Here is a 17,768-nt window from a genome sequence, read left to right on the forward strand (position 1 = left end):
TAATATTTCTAAAATCTTTCGTGAAATTGATTTTTTATGTAATATATATACATAAGAAGATGTAACGATTATTGAGAGTGGATAACTTCTTGGATAAGCTAGGAGTGAAAGGGAATGGATTTTGCAACAATTATTGGAATTATATTAGGTTTGGTTGCAGTAATAGTAGGGATGTTCTTTAAGGGAGCTGAGGTAGCAGCTTTATTAAACCCTGCTGCAGCACTTATTATTTTTGTTGGAACAATAGCAGCGGTATGTATTGCATTTCCAATGAATCAATTGAAAGGAGTTCCGAAGTTATTTAAAGTTCTTTTTGGTTCAAATAAAAAGGATTTAAGCTATGAACAATTGTTAGAGTCATTTGTTCAATGGACATCCGAAAGTCGGAAGTACGGTATTTTATCTTTAGAACAACAATTAGATGGCATTCAAGATGAATTTCTATTACGTGGTATGAAATTTGTTATTGATGGTGTGTCGGCTGAAGATTTAGAGCGAATTTTAGAAGCTGAATTGGAGGCAATGGAGGAACGTCATGCAAAAGGTGCGGCTATATTTTCGCAAGCTGGTACATATGCACCGACGCTTGGGGTTTTAGGAGCTGTAATTGGCCTTGTAGCTGCTCTAGGTAATTTAACCGATATTGAGAAGCTAGGGCATGCGATTTCAGGGGCATTTATCGCAACCATTTTTGGTATTTTTTCAGGGTATGTATTATGGCATCCATTTGCCAATAAGTTAAAGCAAAAATCTGCAGCAGAATTAGAAAAGAAACGATTAATTATCGATTGTTTATTAATGTTACAAGAAGGTACATATCCATTTATTATGAAAAATCGTATTTTAGGCGCACTTTCTGCTTCTGAGCGTAAAAAGCTAGAAAAAGGAGCGGAACAAAATGAGGAGTAAAAAGAGTAGAAAAGGGAAAAAGAAAAAACATGAGGAACATATTGATGAAACATGGCTTATTCCATATTCTGATATGTTAACGTTGTTATTTGCCCTTTTTATTGTTTTATTTGCTATGAGTAGCATTGATGCAGCGAAATTTAAACAGATGGCTCTTTCTTTCCGAAGTGAACTAGCAGGGGGAACTGGGAATAAAGAGTTTTTAAGTGACCAGAAACCAAAAAAGAAAGAAGAGTTATCAACAGACAGTTTGGAAGCTGAAAATATAAAAAAACAAGCAACAGAAAAAGCTGAAGCAGAAGTAAAACAGCGAGAAATGAACGAATTAAAAGCTGTACAAAAAAGTATTGATCAATATATTGAGGAAAGACAATTATCATCTTCTTTTAAAACAAAGCTAACGGAACAAGGCTTGATGATAACGATATTAGAGAATGTATTATTTGATTCGGGCAAAGCGGATGTGAAACCAGAATCGCTAAATATTGCGAACGAGATGTCTCATTTGTTACTTTCAGCTGCTCCACGTGAAATTACGGTATCAGGTCATACAGATAATGTACCGATAACCAATTCTCAATTTTCGTCAAACTGGGAATTAAGTACACAGCGAGCTGTAAATTTCATGCAAGTGTTGCTTCAAAATAAACAGTTAGACCCAGCGAAATTTAGTGCCACTGGATATGGGGAATATCGTCCGGCTACTTCAAACGATACATCGGAAGGGAAAGCAAAGAATCGACGTGTAGAAGTGTTTATCTTACCTTTACAAGGAACGATAAAGTAGGAGAATGTCTTCAGTTTAAAATATGGTAGATAAAAGAAAAGGATGGTGAAAGCCATCCTTTTCTTATTTTTCATCAAATGATTGTAAGCTGTTTCGACGAATTTTATCTTTCTCTGTATTGGTTTTTTTGAAGTTGCAAATAATTGATTTTATATTATATAGTAAAATACAATATTTATATAAAACGTTATATATTTGTGTGATTATAATTGATAATAGGTAGTTTTCGATTTGCAATTTTAAATGAATGATGGATAAATTAGGTATATGAGAATAAAATATCATGATAGAGAAGGGGAGGAGTTATCATTTGAGTTTACAAATACAAAAGTTAACAAAAATATTTGGCGAATCAAAAGCAGTTAATCAATTACATATTTCATTACCGAAGGGAGAAGTATTAGGATTACTTGGCCGAAACGGTGCAGGAAAAACAACGACGATCAAAATGCTTCTCGGTTTATTAACGCCGAATGAAGGATCCATTACATGGGATGGGAAAGCCATTTCTGAAAGTGGTGTAACGATTGGGTATCTTCCGGAAGAAAGAGGATTGTATACAAAAAGTAGAGTAGTGGATCAACTTCGCTATTTTGGTAGATTAGAAGGAATGACGAAAAAAGAAGTAGACCGCGCGATTGATCGCTGGTTAGAAAAACTCGCGATTCCAGAATATAAATATAAAATGGCAGGAGAGCTTTCAAAAGGAAATCAACAAAAAATACAATTAATTGCTGCACTTCTTCACGATCCAGAGCTTCTTATTTTAGATGAGCCATTTAGCGGGCTTGATCCAGTTAATGCTAGTATGCTCGCAAATATAATTGAAGAGCAAATACAAAAGGGAAAAACAATTATTTTATCAAGCCATCGTATGGAACAAGTGGAAGCGTTTTGTCAACACGTCTGTATTTTAAAGAAAGGGGAAGCGGTTGTAGAAGGGAAACTAAGCGACATAAAAAAAGAATACGGTTTTCGTAACTTAACAATTGAAGATGTGATAGAAAATGAACAGGCATTGCAAGCCTTACATATTTCGTACGAAAAACAACAAGGATTGCTATATGTGAAAGTCCATGATGATGCAGAAGCTTTAATGATTTTAAAAAAATTGCAGGAACAAGATATAAGCTTAAGACAATTTAAAATGTTAGAGCCGACGCTAAACGAAATATTTGTAGAAAGGGCGAAATAGTGATGCGTAAATTTTCTCATGTATTCTCATTTTATTTTAGGGAATCATTTCTTTCTAAAAAGACATTAATTACGAGCGGTATTTTATTTTTACTTATATTTGGTGTCTTTGCTTTTAATCACTTTGCATCTGGTGGAGATAAAAGTAAGGATAAAGATAAGATTGCAATTGTAGTAGAAACTTCTACTTATAAAGTACAAGAAGATGAATTGAATAAATTGTTACCAGATGCGAAGGTGAAATTGGGTACGAAAGAAGAGTATGATAAGTTACATAAGCAAGTTGAAGAAGGCGATTTAGATGGGTTGTTTCATATAACAGAAAAGAATGGAATCCCAGAAGTGAAATATATATATAGTGGATTTCCGAACGAAGCAGAATCTGCGGTTATAACAAAGTATTTCAAACAACAATATACACAAATAACGATTACTACGAATAATATTTCACCGGATGTAGCACAGAAATTACAGGTGGAAATTCCACTAAAAGAAGAAGCGATAAAAGATCGTGCGAGCATATTTGGTATCGGGTATTTCTTTACATTTATACTATACATGTTTATTCTCATGTATGGGAATGCGATTGGAACGAGTATTGCATCCGAAAAGGCTTCTCGCGTTATGGAAGTTATGATTCCGAAAGTAAAACCAATCATATTGATGTATGCAAAGGTTATAGCAACAATTGCAACGGCCTTATCCCAGCTATTAATTGCAGCTTGTGGATTTTTCATTCCATATGCAATTGGTTGGGTTGATTTTGACAATTCCGGGATGTTCGGACTGTTTCTAAATTTTGAGGCGTTAAATTCATTTGTCATTAGTATGTTCTTAATCTACTTTGTGACAGGATATTTATTGTATGCAATGCTATATGCAGCTATGGGAGCAGTTGTATCTAAAACGGAAGATTTGCAAACTGTTGCAACGCCAATTATATTTTTAGCAATGGGCGCACTTTTCATTAGTATTAAAGCATTAACAGATCCAAATAGTACACTTGTTGTAATTAGTTCTTATATCCCATTCTTTACGCCGATGGTTACATTCTCTCGTATTGTTGCTGGTGAGGCAGGGGCTATAGAGATTAGTACTACATTAGCGATTTTATTCCTAACGATTGTAATCATTAATTGGATTGCAAGTCGCATTTATGTCAATGGTGTTATGAACTACTCTGATAAAGTGAAATTTAAAGATTTAGCTAAGTTTATGAAGCGTCAATAAGGATAAAAGCATGATTTTCTAAGGAGAATCATGCTTTTTCTTTATGTATAAAGAAGAAATGGTATATAATAGTATGTATGTTTTTTGATAGAATGAACGTAAAGGAGGGTGTGCAGATGGGAATTAGTAGCCGTTTTACAGTAGGTGTTCATATGTTAACGTTACTTGCGATCGATCGAAACTCTCGCTGTACCTCTGAATGGATTGCTGGTAGTGTAAATACAAATCCAGTTGTGATTCGCCGAATTACAGGAATGTTGAAAAGAGCAGGTCTTGTTGATGTTCAAGCTGGAAAAGGTGGTACATCACTTGCTCGTGATTTAGATGAAATTACATTACTTGATGTATATAAAGCGGTGGAAGTAGTAGAAGAAGGTCATTTATTTTCCTTCCATGAAAATCCAAATGTCGAATGTCCAGTCGGAGCGAATATTCAATCGGTATTAGAAATTATTTTAATACAAGCACAAGAAGCAATGGAGCATGTACTTGCGAATGTAACAGTACAGCAGCTTGTGACAAGCTTACAATCGAAAATACAAAAATAAACAAGCGAGCCTTTCTACATAAGGCTCGCTTGTTTATTTATCATATTATTTTCAGTATTTAATACAAATCTCCCAACAATAACAGCAACGATACCACTAATAATTAGGGTAACAATAAACACTCATAATTGAGATACAGCCTCTCCACCAGCGAATAAAGCTGATGCAATATTATGAGCCGGGTTAACTGGCGTATCTGTTAAATGATAGGAATTAACACCGAATATCGGTGCTAATAAGAGCGTGGCATGAGTAATAAGCAGATAAGATAAGCTAAAAATCCTGTTCCAAAGCATAAGAACGCAATAACCCAGAGGATACGAATCATACTAGAGCTTATATCAAAATATTCACCTAAGCCCCCACATACACCGAATAGCATTTTATCAGTTTCAGACTTACGTAACTGTTTTGCCACTATACGCTCCTCTCCTTTCGTATGTGAATCACCTATTTTTATATATCGGTGATTCTATGTACTTTTATTGTATATAATATAGAGGGACAATTCAATTATATGAAATAAAAACGCGATATATATGTATCTCATACTAAATGAAGTAAAATTGTTTTCGTTTTCAGTTGATTATACGACTGGAAGGGATGTTACATTGACAGTTCCTATTTATAGGCATGTCATTCCAATCCCATTGTTAGATCAGAAAGATGTAAAAGTTGCATTGAGAACTGATAGTGTTACATGAAGAATATAAATTGCATACAAATGTGTATTCGCACACAAAATGTAGCCTATTTTCATTCACCACTCGTGCGCTTTGTTCATACAATATCTTGACTAAATAAAACACCCAACTTACACATGTACAGCTCTGGCTTAAGCAAGGAGGGTTATACCAGTTGAAGGATAAAGCGTATCAATCTAAACCGTTACTCACAAAGAGAGAGAGAGAAGTATTTGAATTATTAGTTCAAGATAAAACAACAAAAGAAATTGCAAGTGAACTATTTATTAGTGAAAAGACCGTACGCAACCATATATCAAATGCAATGCAAAAGCTAGGGGTTAAAGGACGCTCGCAAGCGGTTGTTGAGCTTCTTCGTATGGGAGAACTCGAGTTGTAATAGGTGAAGCCGATCTTTTTTAAAGGTCGGCTATTTTTTCTGTCTTGCAAATTGCGAAAAAAAGGAGCAAAAGGTTATTAAGAGAAAATCCTTAGGAATAATTATGGCTATTCCTAAGGAGTGTAATAATGGATAAATAAGAGTATGCATTTTTATAAAGAAGCTGATGGTAATCTAGGGGAAGAAATATACTCTCTCGTAATTACACGCCATAGATGTGATGCAAATAAATCAGGTAGTGCAATCATAGTTTGATTGAATTTGATTGAAAATTTCGGATCAATTTGTTGTAAAGTTTGTGTAATAGCAGCAGCTTCCATAGGAGTATCTAATTGTACAAATGAACTTAGTTCCATGTAGTGTTCTTCTTCAATATTGTTTTCATAATCTGTTGTTTCTACTATGCCTGTAGCAACTCCTCTTGCGATAATTCCTTTTCCGTTGCTGTATAAAAAAACTAAATCATTTGGGCGAATAAGGCTAATGTAGTGCTTCCAAGGTGAATAGTATGCTGCGCATTTTTCTTGTTGAAGCATTTGTTGTTCACAATTCGGATTATGAGTAAGGTTGGTATTAATAATATAGGCATTTGGCATTTTATTTTCTCCGCTCATCTTGAATTGAATACAATTTATTATACCATGTATATCCAGTTTGGGATAGTTAAGTAAAACATGGAGTATATGAAGTTTGTTGCTAATTAAGGGTATGCAATTTGGAAATTATGGAGAAGCCATTAAATCTAATGCTAAAGCAAGAGTATTTTATTATGTATGGTAAGAAGAGAGGTATATATAATTACAACATCAATATGATGTATGGTTTTTACAAAAAATACATGTACTGGGAATTCGTAAGGTTGTATTATATATAATATACTGAATTATTAAAATGAAATGAGTGATATAATATGAGCTTTTGATATCTATATTATCCAACGATGACTTTTCCAAGCAACGATTGGTTAAAGAGAGTTCTGCTTTATTCAGATGGAATAGCCTCAATTGTCCCTTACGAGTTACAAAATATGATAGGATCCGATTTTGAACTACTACAGGGTCTTGGAGAATTTAGTATGTTAAGTCCTGAGCCATATCTTTGGAATGAAGAATTTGAAAATGAAGTTGTAGAACATTTTAATTCTAAAGAGTATCGAGATATTGTCGCAAAATCAAAAAGAACTCAGTATTTTGATATCCACCAGTCCAAATTATCATACGCAATGACAGACTTATTACAAAGGCATAAAATGTTTGTTGAAGATGGGGATTGGTACAAGGTTCCGAAAAAAGTAGCTGATAGCTATATGGGAATATTAGCTAAGCATATGGGGAGATATCATGACTATATACCTACAACAGATAAAATGGTGCATGAAAATTTAATTTATGCTACAAGGGATAGATATGCAGAAAGAATGGCTGGGCAAATAAGGATGTTAAATTGTCTCCCTGTCCCTTCAAGGCAAACACCTTTTGAAGACATTATTGCTTTTAAAAGAGAGCGAAGAGAAGAGTTATTGACTTTTAGGCAGATGTTATTAAAAAACGTACAGGATTTAAGTAAATGTGATGACGAAAATGAATTTAGGTTGCTTGTAACGGGCTTTCAAGAAGAAATGGAAAAGGAAACACTTAAAATACAAAGGCTTTTAAAGGAAAAACGTATTAGTTTCATGTTTGAGGGATTTAAATCTTTATTAGAAGTAAGAAATCCGCTGGTGTGGGCAGCAGCATATACCCTGTTAACAAACAATACGCCTCAGCTATGTAGTATACTAGCAGCTGGTGGATTGATGGTAGGGTATCAATATATAAAAGCGCGGTCGGAAGTAAGAAGTGATTTAAATAATTCTCCTTATGCATATATTTTTCATGCTCAAACTCGATTTGGCGTACAAAGATACAATTTCCGTTCAAATTCACTTTATCAAAAATAGGTGGCTCATGGTTAGTATACATATGAAATGAGGACGAGGTAAATTTAAAAGACCAAAAAATTATCTTTATATAAGATAAAAGCAAGTATAGAAAAAATTGGTGCGATTGCTAATTTAGGAGGGACACTAAAAGGTTTTACAAGAACAAGTAAAATCATTTTGTGAAGACATCTAATTCAGTTTGGGTGTCTTTTATTTTTCTGTGTTTTAAAGTGAAAAGCTCTCTGATAGAAACTGTACTAAGTTGTTAATAAGAAAAGCAAAAAGGTTAATATAGTTTGAAAATTATGTAGCGTAAGGTTTCGAAATTTAGGTAATAAGCAATTTTGTTACCATATGATTCATGATTATTTTTGAACGCTTGTGTATTCAAGAAATAATCATGAAAAATGACAAAACAGAGGTGAATAGAATTACTTGTACTTTGGTGCAATGAATAGAGAACTGATTTATCAGCAAATGTTGGAGGGAAAGAAACGTGCTGACATTAGAGGAATATATTATTCGACGAAAACGAGAAGATCAAATAAATGAATTTGATAAAGAAGTACGAATGGAAAACTTGCAAAAGTGTGTAGGTTATGTATTCGAGTATTTTAATAATTACTTGGATATTACCAAGATGGAAGAACGGACAAGCCTAAATAATGAAAGACTTGAAAAGTACAGAAGGCAGCTGAACCAATATGAACCAGAAGTACAAGAATGGCTGGTTAATCTTTATGAAGAGTATGATAAACAAATCAATCGCTCCATCAGCCATCTTTTGAAAAAAGAAGAGTTGTTTCTCTTATGTAGTACAGATAGCGAATTTAGAAGTATTTCGTATGAGTGCTATGCTTATTTAAAGAAGAAGTGCCCGTTTTTACGAGATCAAACTGAAATGTTGTTTTTATTTATTAAGAACCATCATCAAATTCAAAGTCAGAGTTTTATGGAACATAATAAAATTTTCATTACAGAAGAAATAAACGAATGGATTGAAAAGACGTGGACAAAACATCAAGTTAATGTAGTAGCATTTGCTTTTGATTGGGTACATCGTTTTTATGGTAATCCAGATATGTGGCAAGCAAAGCATAAACGAAAAAGTCGAAGTGATTATAGGGAGTATGAATACGATATACGACAGAAGAACAATTTATTTAATCTGGATAATCTTTATAAAAGAATGCCAAAGAAATCATTTATTAAGGGAAAGAAGCAAGAATTTGAAATTTTGATGATGTACTGTTGGCTGCATGAAATAGAAGGTGATGAAGAAAATTATTGGCAAGAATATTTAAACAAAACATTATCTTAAAGTAACAATTCATATTAATAGCTAAAGCTCAATGGCTATAATGGGATTTAAAAGAAGTAGATAAATATAGGGTTGTCCATAGGATTTTCTTTTGCATATAGTGTGGATGAGGTGAGGTCAAATGGCTAAAAAAGCATCCCCACTCAAACTTGGAAACGAAACATACGGAACACTAAAAATCGAAAAAGTATTCTTACGAGCTTTAGAGGTGTATTTTACAAGATTGAAAGATCAAGAGCCTCCTGATTAACTAGGAGGCTTTTAGGTATGGAGCGAAACCGCATGTTATATTTTATGTACCCAAACAAATTGCTTAGCAATATAAAAATCCCAATGATCGATTTCTAAAGAGTAATATAAATTGCATGGGATTGGAAAAGTATGACGGTTTTTTAATGAATCCTTTTGTTTCCGAAAAGTATAAATCGAATTGGGTATCTTCTGGGATAGTATTTAAATCTTCTTGGTAATAAATAAAACTATTCCGTGTAAATCTACAGAAATAAATAACACATGTGTTTTATAACGTTTGTAATATGAAGAAACTTATAAAATAACTTAATTATGTAGGCTGAAATAAGAAGAATCATTAGGAACTTTGAACGATTATTTCTGTAACCTTACAAGTTTTGCTACTGGACCGATTCTATGTTCTGTGTTATACTACCTCTAGGATTTTAGAGTCGGAGGTAAGACATATGAACTGTATTAGCTTTTTTGCAGGTGCAGGCGGACTAGATATGGGGATTCACAAAGCTGGTTTTGATGTGCGAGTTTCTGTGGAAATCGAATCTATATACTGTGAAACATTGCGAACAAATCACCCTGATTGGAATGTAGTAGAGGGTGATATTATGACATACACAAAAGAACAAGTATTGGCACAAGCAAATTTACACGATGGTGAAGTGGACTTGATGATCGGTGGCAGTCCATGTCAGTCTTTTAGTACAGCAGGAAAGCGTCAAGCATTTGCCGATCCTCGTGGACAAGCAATGTTGAAATTTGCTGAACTTGTTCGTGATATTCGACCGAAAGCTTTTATGATTGAGAATGTGCGAGGATTATTATCTGCAGCTTTAAAGCATCGACCATTAAGTGAGAGGGGAAAAGATGCTTTACCACTTACGGAGGAAGAGCAGCCAGGAAGTGCTTTAGCATATTTATTACAACAATTTGAGGGGTATAATATTCAAGAACCTACCCTACTAAATGCAGCGGATTATGGAGTTCCTCAAAAACGTGAGCGTGTATTTGTTGTAGGGATTCGTCAAGATTTAGGTAAAACGTTTGTATTTCCTGAACCGACACATAATGAAAAAGGAACGGATGGAAAAAAGCCGTGGGTTACAGTGGGAGAAGTGTTAAAAGAAATTGAAATAAAGGAACATCACTATCAGGCATATTCTCCAGAGCGGTTAAAATATATGAAGATGATTCCAACAGGTGGTGGGAATTGGCGTGATCTTCCAGAAGAAGTAGTAAAAGATGCTATGGGAGGAGCCTATACAAGTGGAGGAGGAAAAGTAGGATTCTTCCGCCGATTAAATATAGATAAGCCATCTCCAACGTTGTTAACATCACCAGCTCAAAAGAGTACCAACTTAGGGCATCCATTTGAAGATCGTCCACTTAGCATTGAAGAGTACTTAGCTATTCAAGAATTTCCTGAAGATTATTATGTAGCAGGTACATTGATGAAGCAATATACACAAATTGGAAATGCGGTGCCTGTTCGGTTAGCTGAGATTTTAGGGAGTGCAATTCGAGAGACACTAGAAACGTAAAAAGTCATAAATTTATTATGGCTTTTTATTTTTTTGTCTATTTTTTTATTTTATCTTATGAAATAATGGGATTATGCAATTTGTGGATGTAAAGGGAGAGAAAGAAAATGAATGAACAGACAAAGCAACGGATACGCGAACATTTATCTACAGTTATGGAACGTCTCATACAGAAAAGAACAGTTGACGAACCATTTTTAGAAACTGATATTGAAAGAAATAACCCATTTGGTTACTACTTAGTCCCAATTGAAGTATGGAAAGGTGCTAAATTTGAACGTTCATTTGTAACAAGTTTAGGACAAGGAATTCTAGAGCAATTAGGAAAAATAATTGCAGAAGGAACAGGTGCTACAGCAATTAATCAGTATGATACAGTTATGACTATCAATACATGGAGAATAGAAAAGATTGAAGAAATCTTAAAATCTCAGCGTGGAAAAGGCAAGAATCAAAAAAGCCCAAATTGGGATGAAGAAGTAAAAGAAATATTAGCACTAGAAAATCAACGTTTTGAAGAAGTAACGGTAAAAAGTGATTTATACATAAGAAGACAAGATGGAAGAGAAGAATATTATAGTTTTAAAACTGTTAAGCCTAACTTGGATCAAACAGAAACTGCCAAACGCGACATGTTATATTTAAAATCGGGAAATCCAGATTGTGAGCCATACTTTGCATTACCATTTAATCCAGCAGGAGAAGGGAACCTATATAGTCAAGCACATAAAATGCCGTATAAACTGTTTAATATGGATGAGGATCCAAGTGTGTTAATTGGTGCAGCTATGTGGAATAAGATTGGTGATTGTGAAAATACATATGATGAGTTAATACAGATTTTTAAAGAAGTAGGGGAAGTATACTCTAGAAGGATTAGAACTGAGTATTTAGGAGTGTAACTTAATTTTTTTATACCATCACTAAAAGTCATGATTTAATGTCATGGCTTTTTCTAGTTGGAATCTAGAAGTTATACAATGGTTTTTAAAGTTCTTATTCATAAATATAAATTAAATTTACTAAAGTGAATAAGCAAAAAGACCATAGTCACAATAAGGACAAGCTAAATTGACTACAGCTAGTCTTTATTTATGTGAAATGTATTTTAATTAACACTACATTTGCATAAGTATTAATACTACATGTTGATTTGTAAAAAAAGTAGGTGTTATGGATGGAGTCTTATGCAATTTATGTTCGGGTATCAACTGATAGGGATGAACAAGTTTCATCTGTAGAAAACCAAATAGATATCTGTCGAAATTGGTTGGAACGGAATGGGTTTACTTGGGAAGAAAATCGTATTGACAGAGTTGTTTTTCAACACTCTGCCTTAAACATGTTTAAGTGTATGTATTCTTTAAACTTGGTTCCTAAAAACTGATACATTGTATCTTTAGTCATTGAAATCACCATTTCGTACTTTTTTATGTAAATTCTATCAAATAATCGCAATATTTATAAGGTTCATCTTTGAATATTTTAATATGAAAGTATCGGATGTGTCTTCTTTTTAGTTTTTGAAAGTGGATAACAAATATAAAGTAATAATTCAATTTAGAAAGGTTTGTTTTTTAGAAAGAAGGAGCCACTTGATTTTGCAAACACTACGCATCACAAATGCAATGCAAAAGCTAGGGGTTAAAGGACGCTCGCAAGCGGTTGTTGAGCTTCTTCGTATGGGAGAACTCGAGTTGTAATAGGTGAAGCCGATCTTTTTTAAAGGTCGGCTATTTTTTCTGTCTTGCAAATTGCGAAAAAAAGGAGCAAAATAAAAAAGGTCCTGGTCTATACAGGTACATATGAAAAATTGTGAACAGAGGTACTTTGTGAAATGAAATCGTAAAGTATATAGAATATATAAATAGAGAAACAGATGATGAATAAGAAATAGGTGATTATGTTGAATAGAGCGATTGGTGTCATTGATTCAGGAGTTGGTGGATTAACAGTAGCGAAGGAGTTAATTCGTCAGCTGCCGAAAGAGCGTATTATATATTTAGGAGACACAGCGAGATGTCCGTATGGCCCGCGCTCGCGTGAGGAAGTGCGTCAATTTACATGGGAAATGACGGAATATTTGCTAGCATTAAATATTAAAATGTTAGTGATTGCATGTAATACAGCTACAGCAGTTGTGCTGGAAGAAATGCAAAAACAATTACCAATTCCAGTTGTTGGTGTAATTCATCCGGGATCACGTACAGCTTTAAAAGTGACGAATACGTGCCATGTTGGGGTGATCGGCACGATTGGAACGGTAAAAAGCGGTGCGTATGAAGACGCATTAAAATCTATTAATAATCGGGTGATGGTAGAGAGTTTAGCTTGCCCGCCGTTTGTCGAACTTGTAGAAAGCGGGAATTTTGAAAGTGAAATGGCATATGAGGTTGTAAGAGAAACATTACAACCATTAAAGCATACTGAAATTGATACATTAATTTTAGGATGTACACATTATCCAATTTTAGGTCCGGTTATTAAGCGGGTAATGGGTGAGAAAGTACAGTTAATTAGTTCCGGAGACGAAACAGCGCGTGAAGTGAGTACCATTTTATATCATAGTAAGATGTTAAATGAGGGTGAAGAACAAAGTGACCACCTATTTTTAACGACAGGTAAAATAGATTTATTTAAAGAGATTGCATCTAAATGGTTTGGACAACCGATTGAGAATGTGAAACATATTGAGTTGGAAACAAAATAATAAATAGGTTCGTATAAAAACTCCTGATTTTGTTCAGGAGTTTTTATATTGGATCGATAATGATAAGAGAAGTTGTGATTGCGTGTTCTAAAAGATAACAGGCTTGTATACATATAGTACAAACTTAGATTTTAGGGGGAATTAGTATGCCAAAATCCACTTTCAAATGGCTTGCTTGTGTTACGGTAAGCACAGCATTGTTATCTGGGTGTGGTTTGCTAAATAAGGAGAACGAAATAGAACAGATTGATCCGCCAAAGAAAGTTTCCTACACAGACGGAGGAAAGAAAGAAGTAACAATGAAAGAAAAGCAAGGACAAACTATACAAAGAGAATTGTACCTTGTTGATAAAAATGGTTATGTCGTACCACAAACTTTAGCGTTGCCTATTCCAAAACAAAGTGAAGTTGTGAAACAAACGTTAGAATATCTTGTGAAGGATGGTCCAGTAGAAAATATATTACCAAATGGATTTCGAGCAGTTTTACCAGCAGACACAACTATGACAGTTGATTTGAAAAAAGATGGGACAGCGGTTATTGATTTTTCAAAGGAAATGCAAAACTATAAAAAAGAAGAAGAACGTCAAATCGTTGAATCCGTTGCATGGACGTTGACGCAATTTAAAGATATTAAACAGGTGAAGTTTCAAATGAACGGAGAGAAATTAACAAAGATGCCTGTTGGAGGAACCCCGCTTGGTGAGAGTGTGAGCCGTGCTGACGGTATTAATTTTGATGATGAACAAATAACAGATGTAACGAATACAAAGCCTGTGACACTTTATTTTATGGCGCAAAATAATAAAAGGCAGTACTATGTACCAGTAACGCGCCGCGTTGCGGAAGAGAAAGAAAATGAAGTGGAAACGATAATCAATGAACTTGTGAAAGGACCATCGCATTCTTCCTTGTTAAATGACTTTAATCCTGGGGTAAAACTCGTTAGTGAACCGAAAATACAAGATGGAAAGGTGACGTTAAACTTTAACGAAAATATATATGCAAATAAAGATAAAAATATGATTTCGAACTATGTGTTGCAGTCTCTCGTTTTATCTTTAACGGAAAAGCAAGGGGTAAAGAATGTATCTGTTGAAGTAAATGGGAAAGCCAATCTTATGAATGAAGAAGGAGAAAAATTAATAAAACCTGTTCAACGACCACAAAACGTGAATACTGGTAGTTTTTAATCATCAATAATTTGATATACTTATGTAAGAAAGGGGAATGTCTTTTTTGAATTCCCCTTCTTCTATTGTTATACATATCCTACATTTAAATTTGGCTATACTAACAAATAGTAGTTATGAGGGGGTTATTTTATGCGAGTAGATGGTAGAGAAGTAAGAGAATTACGCCATGTACATATTCATACAAATTATTTAAAACATCCAGAAGGTTCTGTGTTAATTGAAGTTGGAGATACGAAGGTGATTTGTTCGGCGACGGTTGAAGAACGAGTACCTCCATTTATGCGCGGTGAAGGAAAAGGCTGGGTAACAGCGGAATATGCGATGATTCCACGTGCAACGGAACAGCGTACCATTCGTGAGTCTAGTAAAGGGAAAGTAACAGGCCGTACAATGGAAATTCAACGTCTTATTGGACGCGCGCTGCGAGCGGTTGTTGATTTAGAAGTGCTTGGAGAAAGAACAGTGTGGATTGATTGTGATGTGATTCAAGCAGATGGTGGAACGCGAACAGCATCAATTACGGGCGCATATGTCGCAATGGTATTGGCATTTGAAAAGTTATTACAAGCAGAAAAAGTGACGAAAATTCCAGTGAAAGATTATTTAGCTGCGACATCAGTTGGAATTTTGGAAGAACAAGGCGTTGTTCTGGATTTGAATTACGCAGAAGATTCGAAAGCAGATGTTGATATGAATGTAATTATGACAGGAAAAGGACATTTTGTTGAAGTGCAAGGGACTGGCGAAGAAGCGACATTTAGCCGCGCTCAATTAAATGAATTACTTGATGCTGCAGAACATGGAATTTTACAGCTTATTGAGAAACAAAAAGAAGCATTAGGTGATATCGTATCTCATATTGAATAGGGGTGGAAGTATGAAACAGGTTGTAATTGCAACGAAAAATATGGGGAAAGTGCGCGAATTTGCTGAGCTATTTGAGAGATTTGATTTAGAAGTAAAATCTCTTCATGATTTCCCTCATATTGAAGAAGTAGAGGAAACTGGTGAAACGTTTGAAGAAAATGCAATTTTAAAAGCGGATAGTCTTTGTAAGCAATTAAACTCAATTGTCATTGCGGATGATTCCGGTTTAATTGTGGATGCTTTACATGGAAAGCCTGGCGTACGCTCTGCACGCTATGCAGGTGAACCAAAAGATGATCAAGCGAATATTGATAAAGTATTAAGCGAATTAGAAGGCGTTTCGCTTGAAAAGCGCACAGCACGTTTTTACTGTGCATTAGCGGTTGCTTTCCCTGAAGACGATAAAGAACCGGTCATTGTAAATGGAACGTGCGAAGGGAAAATTTTAGAACAGCGCCGTGGTCACAATGGCTTCGGATACGATCCCATTTTTTATGTAGAGGAATATAAAAAGGCGATGGCTGAGCTCAATTCAGATGAGAAAAACACCATTAGTCATCGCGGACGTGCACTTCGCAAGCTAGAAGAAAAAATCCCGGAATGGTTTTTAGAGGAGTAAGGGAGAGAGACTGATGAAGGCTTTAATTGTAAGTGATAGTCATGGTTCAGTAAAAGAATTACAGCAACTAAAAGAAATGTATGAAGGAAAAGTTGATGTGATGATTCATTGCGGTGACTCTGAATTAACTTCAGAGCATCAAGATATTCAAGGATTTCAAATTGTAAAAGGAAATTGCGATTTTCATAATGATTTTGAGAATGAGATTGTTATGGATGTGAAAGGCGTTCGCTTTTTAATTGTGCATGGTCATCGTCATAATGTGAAAATGACATTACAAACATTGGCCTACTATGCAGAAGAAGTAGCAGCTAACGTTATTTGCTTTGGACATTCGCACGTTTTAGGGGCAGAAATTTATAAGGATATGTTATTTATTAATCCGGGTAGCATTTTACTGCCGCGGACTCGTAAAGAAAAAACATTTGCGTTGCTGCAAATAAATGAACAAGAGATAGAAGTTCAGTTTAAAACTTTAGAAGGACAAGTTGTTGAACAAGTAACGTTTCAAAGAGGATAAAAAATTCTTATCCTCTTTGAAAAAAAGTATTGACTTTATCTTTACGTACAAATATAATAAACATTGTCGATAAGACGTCAGCAAAAAAATAAAATATGCGGGTGTAGTTTAGTGGTAAAACAAGAGCCTTCCAAGCTCTGGTCGAGAGTTCGATTCTCTTCACCCGCTCCATGTCCCAGTAGCTCAGCTGGATAGAGCAACGGCCTTCTAAGCCGTCGGTCGGGAGTTCGAATCTCTCCTGGGACGCTATAAAAAACCTTGTTATCATTGATAACAAGGTTTTTTGTTTGTAGATTAATTATTGATAAATTTTTCAAAGATAAAGCCATAGTCTTTTATGTTGTATTGTTTTTTTTGTATCGACAAGCCAATTGAATGCAATTTGATTTATTTTTTTTAAATTGTTCTGCTAAATTTAATTGTGCGTTTGTAATACGACTAAACGTATGAGAAGCCATATTTAAACCGTTATGAGCGTATTGTAAGGTAACGTCATTTTGAGAAATGTTTTATATGAACATTTTAATTAATAAATATGTTTTTTATGAACATCAATGGAGTAATATTCATCCCCCATATGAAATTTAATTTCTACATCTAAATCGATTGTACCAGCAGTTTCAAGCATTACGTTTTTAATTGGATATTTGCTGTAACTAAATCGTTTTAACGTACGCTTTTTACTTGTAGCATTCGTCCTATCTAAATGAATTCATCCTTTGTTTGTAAAGCAATATTCATCTGATTTTGATTTGATAAGAAAATAAGTTTTTTCTCCATCCTCATGCATCACATAATCATCAGCATCGACTTTATCATAATCTTTCGGTTTGATTACAGAACCTACATCACTTAAGCCGAGAATGGTCAAGAAAAGAATGTCGATTTTGTAACTCATGTAGAGAACTACCATGAAGGGTTGTGTCCCCAAAAAATAGGTTTCACTGATGTTTTGGATAGCCTAAAGAAATTTGTTCAAGTTTTCTACTCTACCATAAATGCAAAAGTTTTCCTAACACATATTTCAATAAATCTAAAATAATAAAGTTATTTTAAAAGGATAAATATTTTGTATA

Annotated in this window: 18 protein-coding genes, 2 tRNA genes and 4 pseudogenes; 20 read left to right on the forward strand and 4 right to left on the reverse strand. The window is 34.5% G+C overall.

Annotated elements, in window-relative coordinates:
• Positions 1–114 precede the first annotated feature (114 nt).
• The 5 genes from motA (at position 115) to MR059_RS03465 (ending at position 4,668) form a co-directional block, all read left to right on the forward strand.
• Positions 115–909: a flagellar motor stator protein MotA gene (gene motA / locus MR059_RS03445; protein ID WP_012095672.1), complete on the forward strand. Its 795-nt coding sequence runs from the start codon at positions 115–117 to the stop codon at positions 907–909.
• Positions 899–1,696: a flagellar motor protein MotB gene (gene motB / locus MR059_RS03450; RefSeq protein ID WP_012095671.1), complete on the forward strand. Its 798-nt coding sequence runs from the start codon at positions 899–901 to the stop codon at positions 1,694–1,696. The genes motA and motB overlap by 11 nt, the downstream gene beginning before the upstream one ends.
• Before the next feature lie 310 nt (positions 1,697–2,006).
• Positions 2,007–2,891: an ABC transporter ATP-binding protein gene (locus tag MR059_RS03455; protein ID WP_012095670.1), complete on the forward strand. Its 885-nt coding sequence runs from the start codon at positions 2,007–2,009 to the stop codon at positions 2,889–2,891.
• Between the two features lie 2 nt (positions 2,892–2,893).
• Positions 2,894–4,120, forward strand: coding sequence for an ABC transporter permease (locus MR059_RS03460; protein ID WP_012095669.1), 1,227 nt, complete (start codon positions 2,894–2,896; stop codon positions 4,118–4,120).
• 116 nt (positions 4,121–4,236) lie between these two features.
• Positions 4,237–4,668 (forward strand): Rrf2 family transcriptional regulator, encoded by a 432-nt coding sequence (locus MR059_RS03465; RefSeq protein WP_012095668.1) that lies wholly within the window; start codon positions 4,237–4,239, stop codon positions 4,666–4,668.
• Between the two features lie 14 nt (positions 4,669–4,682).
• Here the strand turns inward: MR059_RS03465 and MR059_RS03470 are convergent.
• A pseudogene (locus MR059_RS03470) lies at positions 4,683–4,928 on the reverse strand (hypothetical protein); the annotation flags it as partial.
• A complete protein-coding gene (locus MR059_RS03475) occupies positions 4,901–5,086 on the reverse strand; it encodes a PspC domain-containing protein (protein ID WP_012095667.1) in 186 nt (61 codons plus the stop codon). The pseudogene MR059_RS03470 and the gene MR059_RS03475, both read right to left, overlap by 28 nt.
• 440 nt (positions 5,087–5,526) lie before the next feature.
• On the opposite strand from MR059_RS03475, the gene gerE (MR059_RS03480) reads away from it, so the two are divergent.
• On the forward strand, positions 5,527–5,751 hold the full coding sequence (gerE, locus tag MR059_RS03480; RefSeq protein ID WP_012095666.1) for a spore germination transcription factor GerE: 225 nt from the start codon (positions 5,527–5,529) through the stop codon (positions 5,749–5,751).
• Between the two features lie 152 nt (positions 5,752–5,903).
• Here gerE (MR059_RS03480) and MR059_RS03485 read toward each other — a convergent pair whose 3' ends face one another.
• Positions 5,904–6,347, reverse strand: coding sequence for an RNA-binding protein (locus MR059_RS03485; protein WP_048724115.1), 444 nt, complete (start codon positions 6,345–6,347; stop codon positions 5,904–5,906).
• Between the two features lie 479 nt (positions 6,348–6,826).
• On the opposite strand from MR059_RS03485, the gene MR059_RS03490 reads away from it, so the two are divergent.
• From MR059_RS03490 to MR059_RS03550, 14 genes and pseudogenes are all read left to right on the forward strand, one after another.
• A complete protein-coding gene (locus tag MR059_RS03490) occupies positions 6,827–7,690 on the forward strand; it encodes a DUF6236 family protein (RefSeq protein ID WP_242161531.1) in 864 nt (287 codons plus the stop codon).
• Between the two features lie 478 nt (positions 7,691–8,168).
• Complete coding sequence (locus MR059_RS03495; RefSeq protein ID WP_048724119.1) at positions 8,169–8,993, forward strand: hypothetical protein; 825 nt, start codon at positions 8,169–8,171, stop codon at positions 8,991–8,993.
• A gap of 121 nt (positions 8,994–9,114) precedes the next feature.
• On the forward strand, positions 9,115–9,243 hold the full coding sequence (locus tag MR059_RS21770; RefSeq protein ID WP_265183407.1) for a hypothetical protein: 129 nt from the start codon (positions 9,115–9,117) through the stop codon (positions 9,241–9,243).
• A gap of 448 nt (positions 9,244–9,691) precedes the next feature.
• On the forward strand, positions 9,692–10,780 hold the full coding sequence (locus MR059_RS03500; protein WP_048724120.1) for a DNA cytosine methyltransferase: 1,089 nt from the start codon (positions 9,692–9,694) through the stop codon (positions 10,778–10,780).
• Positions 10,781–10,887: 107 nt separating this feature from the next.
• Complete coding sequence (locus MR059_RS03505; RefSeq protein ID WP_048724122.1) at positions 10,888–11,682, forward strand: TdeIII family type II restriction endonuclease; 795 nt, start codon at positions 10,888–10,890, stop codon at positions 11,680–11,682.
• Between the two features lie 275 nt (positions 11,683–11,957).
• Positions 11,958–12,089 (forward strand): annotated as a pseudogene (locus MR059_RS03510) (recombinase family protein); the annotation flags it as partial.
• Between the two features lie 307 nt (positions 12,090–12,396).
• Positions 12,397–12,483 (forward strand): annotated as a pseudogene (gene gerE, locus MR059_RS03515) (spore germination transcription factor GerE); the annotation flags it as partial.
• A gap of 200 nt (positions 12,484–12,683) precedes the next feature.
• Positions 12,684–13,490: a glutamate racemase gene (gene racE, locus MR059_RS03520; protein ID WP_219339312.1), complete on the forward strand. Its 807-nt coding sequence runs from the start codon at positions 12,684–12,686 to the stop codon at positions 13,488–13,490.
• Between the two features lie 146 nt (positions 13,491–13,636).
• Positions 13,637–14,683, forward strand: coding sequence for a GerMN domain-containing protein (locus MR059_RS03525; protein ID WP_012095664.1), 1,047 nt, complete (start codon positions 13,637–13,639; stop codon positions 14,681–14,683).
• Between the two features lie 132 nt (positions 14,684–14,815).
• A complete protein-coding gene (rph, locus tag MR059_RS03530) occupies positions 14,816–15,553 on the forward strand; it encodes a ribonuclease PH (protein WP_012095663.1) in 738 nt (245 codons plus the stop codon).
• 10 nt (positions 15,554–15,563) lie between these two features.
• The gene (locus tag MR059_RS03535; protein ID WP_012095662.1) at positions 15,564–16,172 is read left to right on the forward strand and encodes an XTP/dITP diphosphatase; all 609 of its coding nucleotides are present in this window, start codon (positions 15,564–15,566) and stop codon (positions 16,170–16,172) included.
• 13 nt (positions 16,173–16,185) lie between these two features.
• On the forward strand, positions 16,186–16,692 hold the full coding sequence (locus tag MR059_RS03540; RefSeq protein WP_012095661.1) for a metallophosphoesterase family protein: 507 nt from the start codon (positions 16,186–16,188) through the stop codon (positions 16,690–16,692).
• 97 nt (positions 16,693–16,789) lie between these two features.
• Positions 16,790–16,863, forward strand: a tRNA-Gly gene (locus MR059_RS03545).
• A gap of 1 nt (position 16,864) precedes the next feature.
• Positions 16,865–16,938: transfer RNA gene (locus MR059_RS03550), tRNA-Arg, on the forward strand.
• 48 nt (positions 16,939–16,986) lie between these two features.
• Here MR059_RS03550 and MR059_RS03555 read toward each other — a convergent pair.
• A pseudogene (locus MR059_RS03555) lies at positions 16,987–17,590 on the reverse strand (PH domain-containing protein).
• Positions 17,591–17,768 lie beyond the last annotated feature (178 nt).

Origin of the sequence: Bacillus cereus group sp. BfR-BA-01522 (assembly GCF_022662635.1) — a bacterium.
GTDB classification, from domain to species: Bacteria; Bacillota; Bacilli; order Bacillales; family Bacillaceae_G; genus Bacillus_A; species Bacillus_A cytotoxicus.

What these genes read in the sequence shown, in the direction of transcription:
- motB (WP_012095671.1), top strand. Translation starts at nt 899, where the DNA reads ATGAGGAGTAAAAAGAGTAGAAAAGGGAAAAAGAAAAAACATGAGGAA.
- racE (WP_219339312.1), top strand. Translation starts at nt 12,684, where the DNA reads ATGTTGAATAGAGCGATTGGTGTCATTGATTCAGGAGTTGGTGGATTA.
- MR059_RS03535 (WP_012095662.1), top strand. Translation starts at nt 15,564, where the DNA reads ATGAAACAGGTTGTAATTGCAACGAAAAATATGGGGAAAGTGCGCGAA.
- MR059_RS03490 (WP_242161531.1), top strand. Translation starts at nt 6,827, where the DNA reads ATGTTAAGTCCTGAGCCATATCTTTGGAATGAAGAATTTGAAAATGAA.
- MR059_RS03505 (WP_048724122.1), top strand. Translation starts at nt 10,888, where the DNA reads ATGAATGAACAGACAAAGCAACGGATACGCGAACATTTATCTACAGTT.
- MR059_RS03485 (WP_048724115.1), bottom strand. Translation starts at nt 6,347, where the DNA reads ATGCCAAATGCCTATATTATTAATACCAACCTTACTCATAATCCGAAT.
- MR059_RS03500 (WP_048724120.1), top strand. Translation starts at nt 9,692, where the DNA reads ATGAACTGTATTAGCTTTTTTGCAGGTGCAGGCGGACTAGATATGGGG.
- MR059_RS03540 (WP_012095661.1), top strand. Translation starts at nt 16,186, where the DNA reads ATGAAGGCTTTAATTGTAAGTGATAGTCATGGTTCAGTAAAAGAATTA.
- MR059_RS03460 (WP_012095669.1), top strand. Translation starts at nt 2,894, where the DNA reads ATGCGTAAATTTTCTCATGTATTCTCATTTTATTTTAGGGAATCATTT.
- MR059_RS03525 (WP_012095664.1), top strand. Translation starts at nt 13,637, where the DNA reads ATGCCAAAATCCACTTTCAAATGGCTTGCTTGTGTTACGGTAAGCACA.
- rph (WP_012095663.1), top strand. Translation starts at nt 14,816, where the DNA reads ATGCGAGTAGATGGTAGAGAAGTAAGAGAATTACGCCATGTACATATT.
- MR059_RS21770 (WP_265183407.1), top strand. Translation starts at nt 9,115, where the DNA reads ATGGCTAAAAAAGCATCCCCACTCAAACTTGGAAACGAAACATACGGA.
- MR059_RS03465 (WP_012095668.1), top strand. Translation starts at nt 4,237, where the DNA reads ATGGGAATTAGTAGCCGTTTTACAGTAGGTGTTCATATGTTAACGTTA.
- motA (WP_012095672.1), top strand. Translation starts at nt 115, where the DNA reads ATGGATTTTGCAACAATTATTGGAATTATATTAGGTTTGGTTGCAGTA.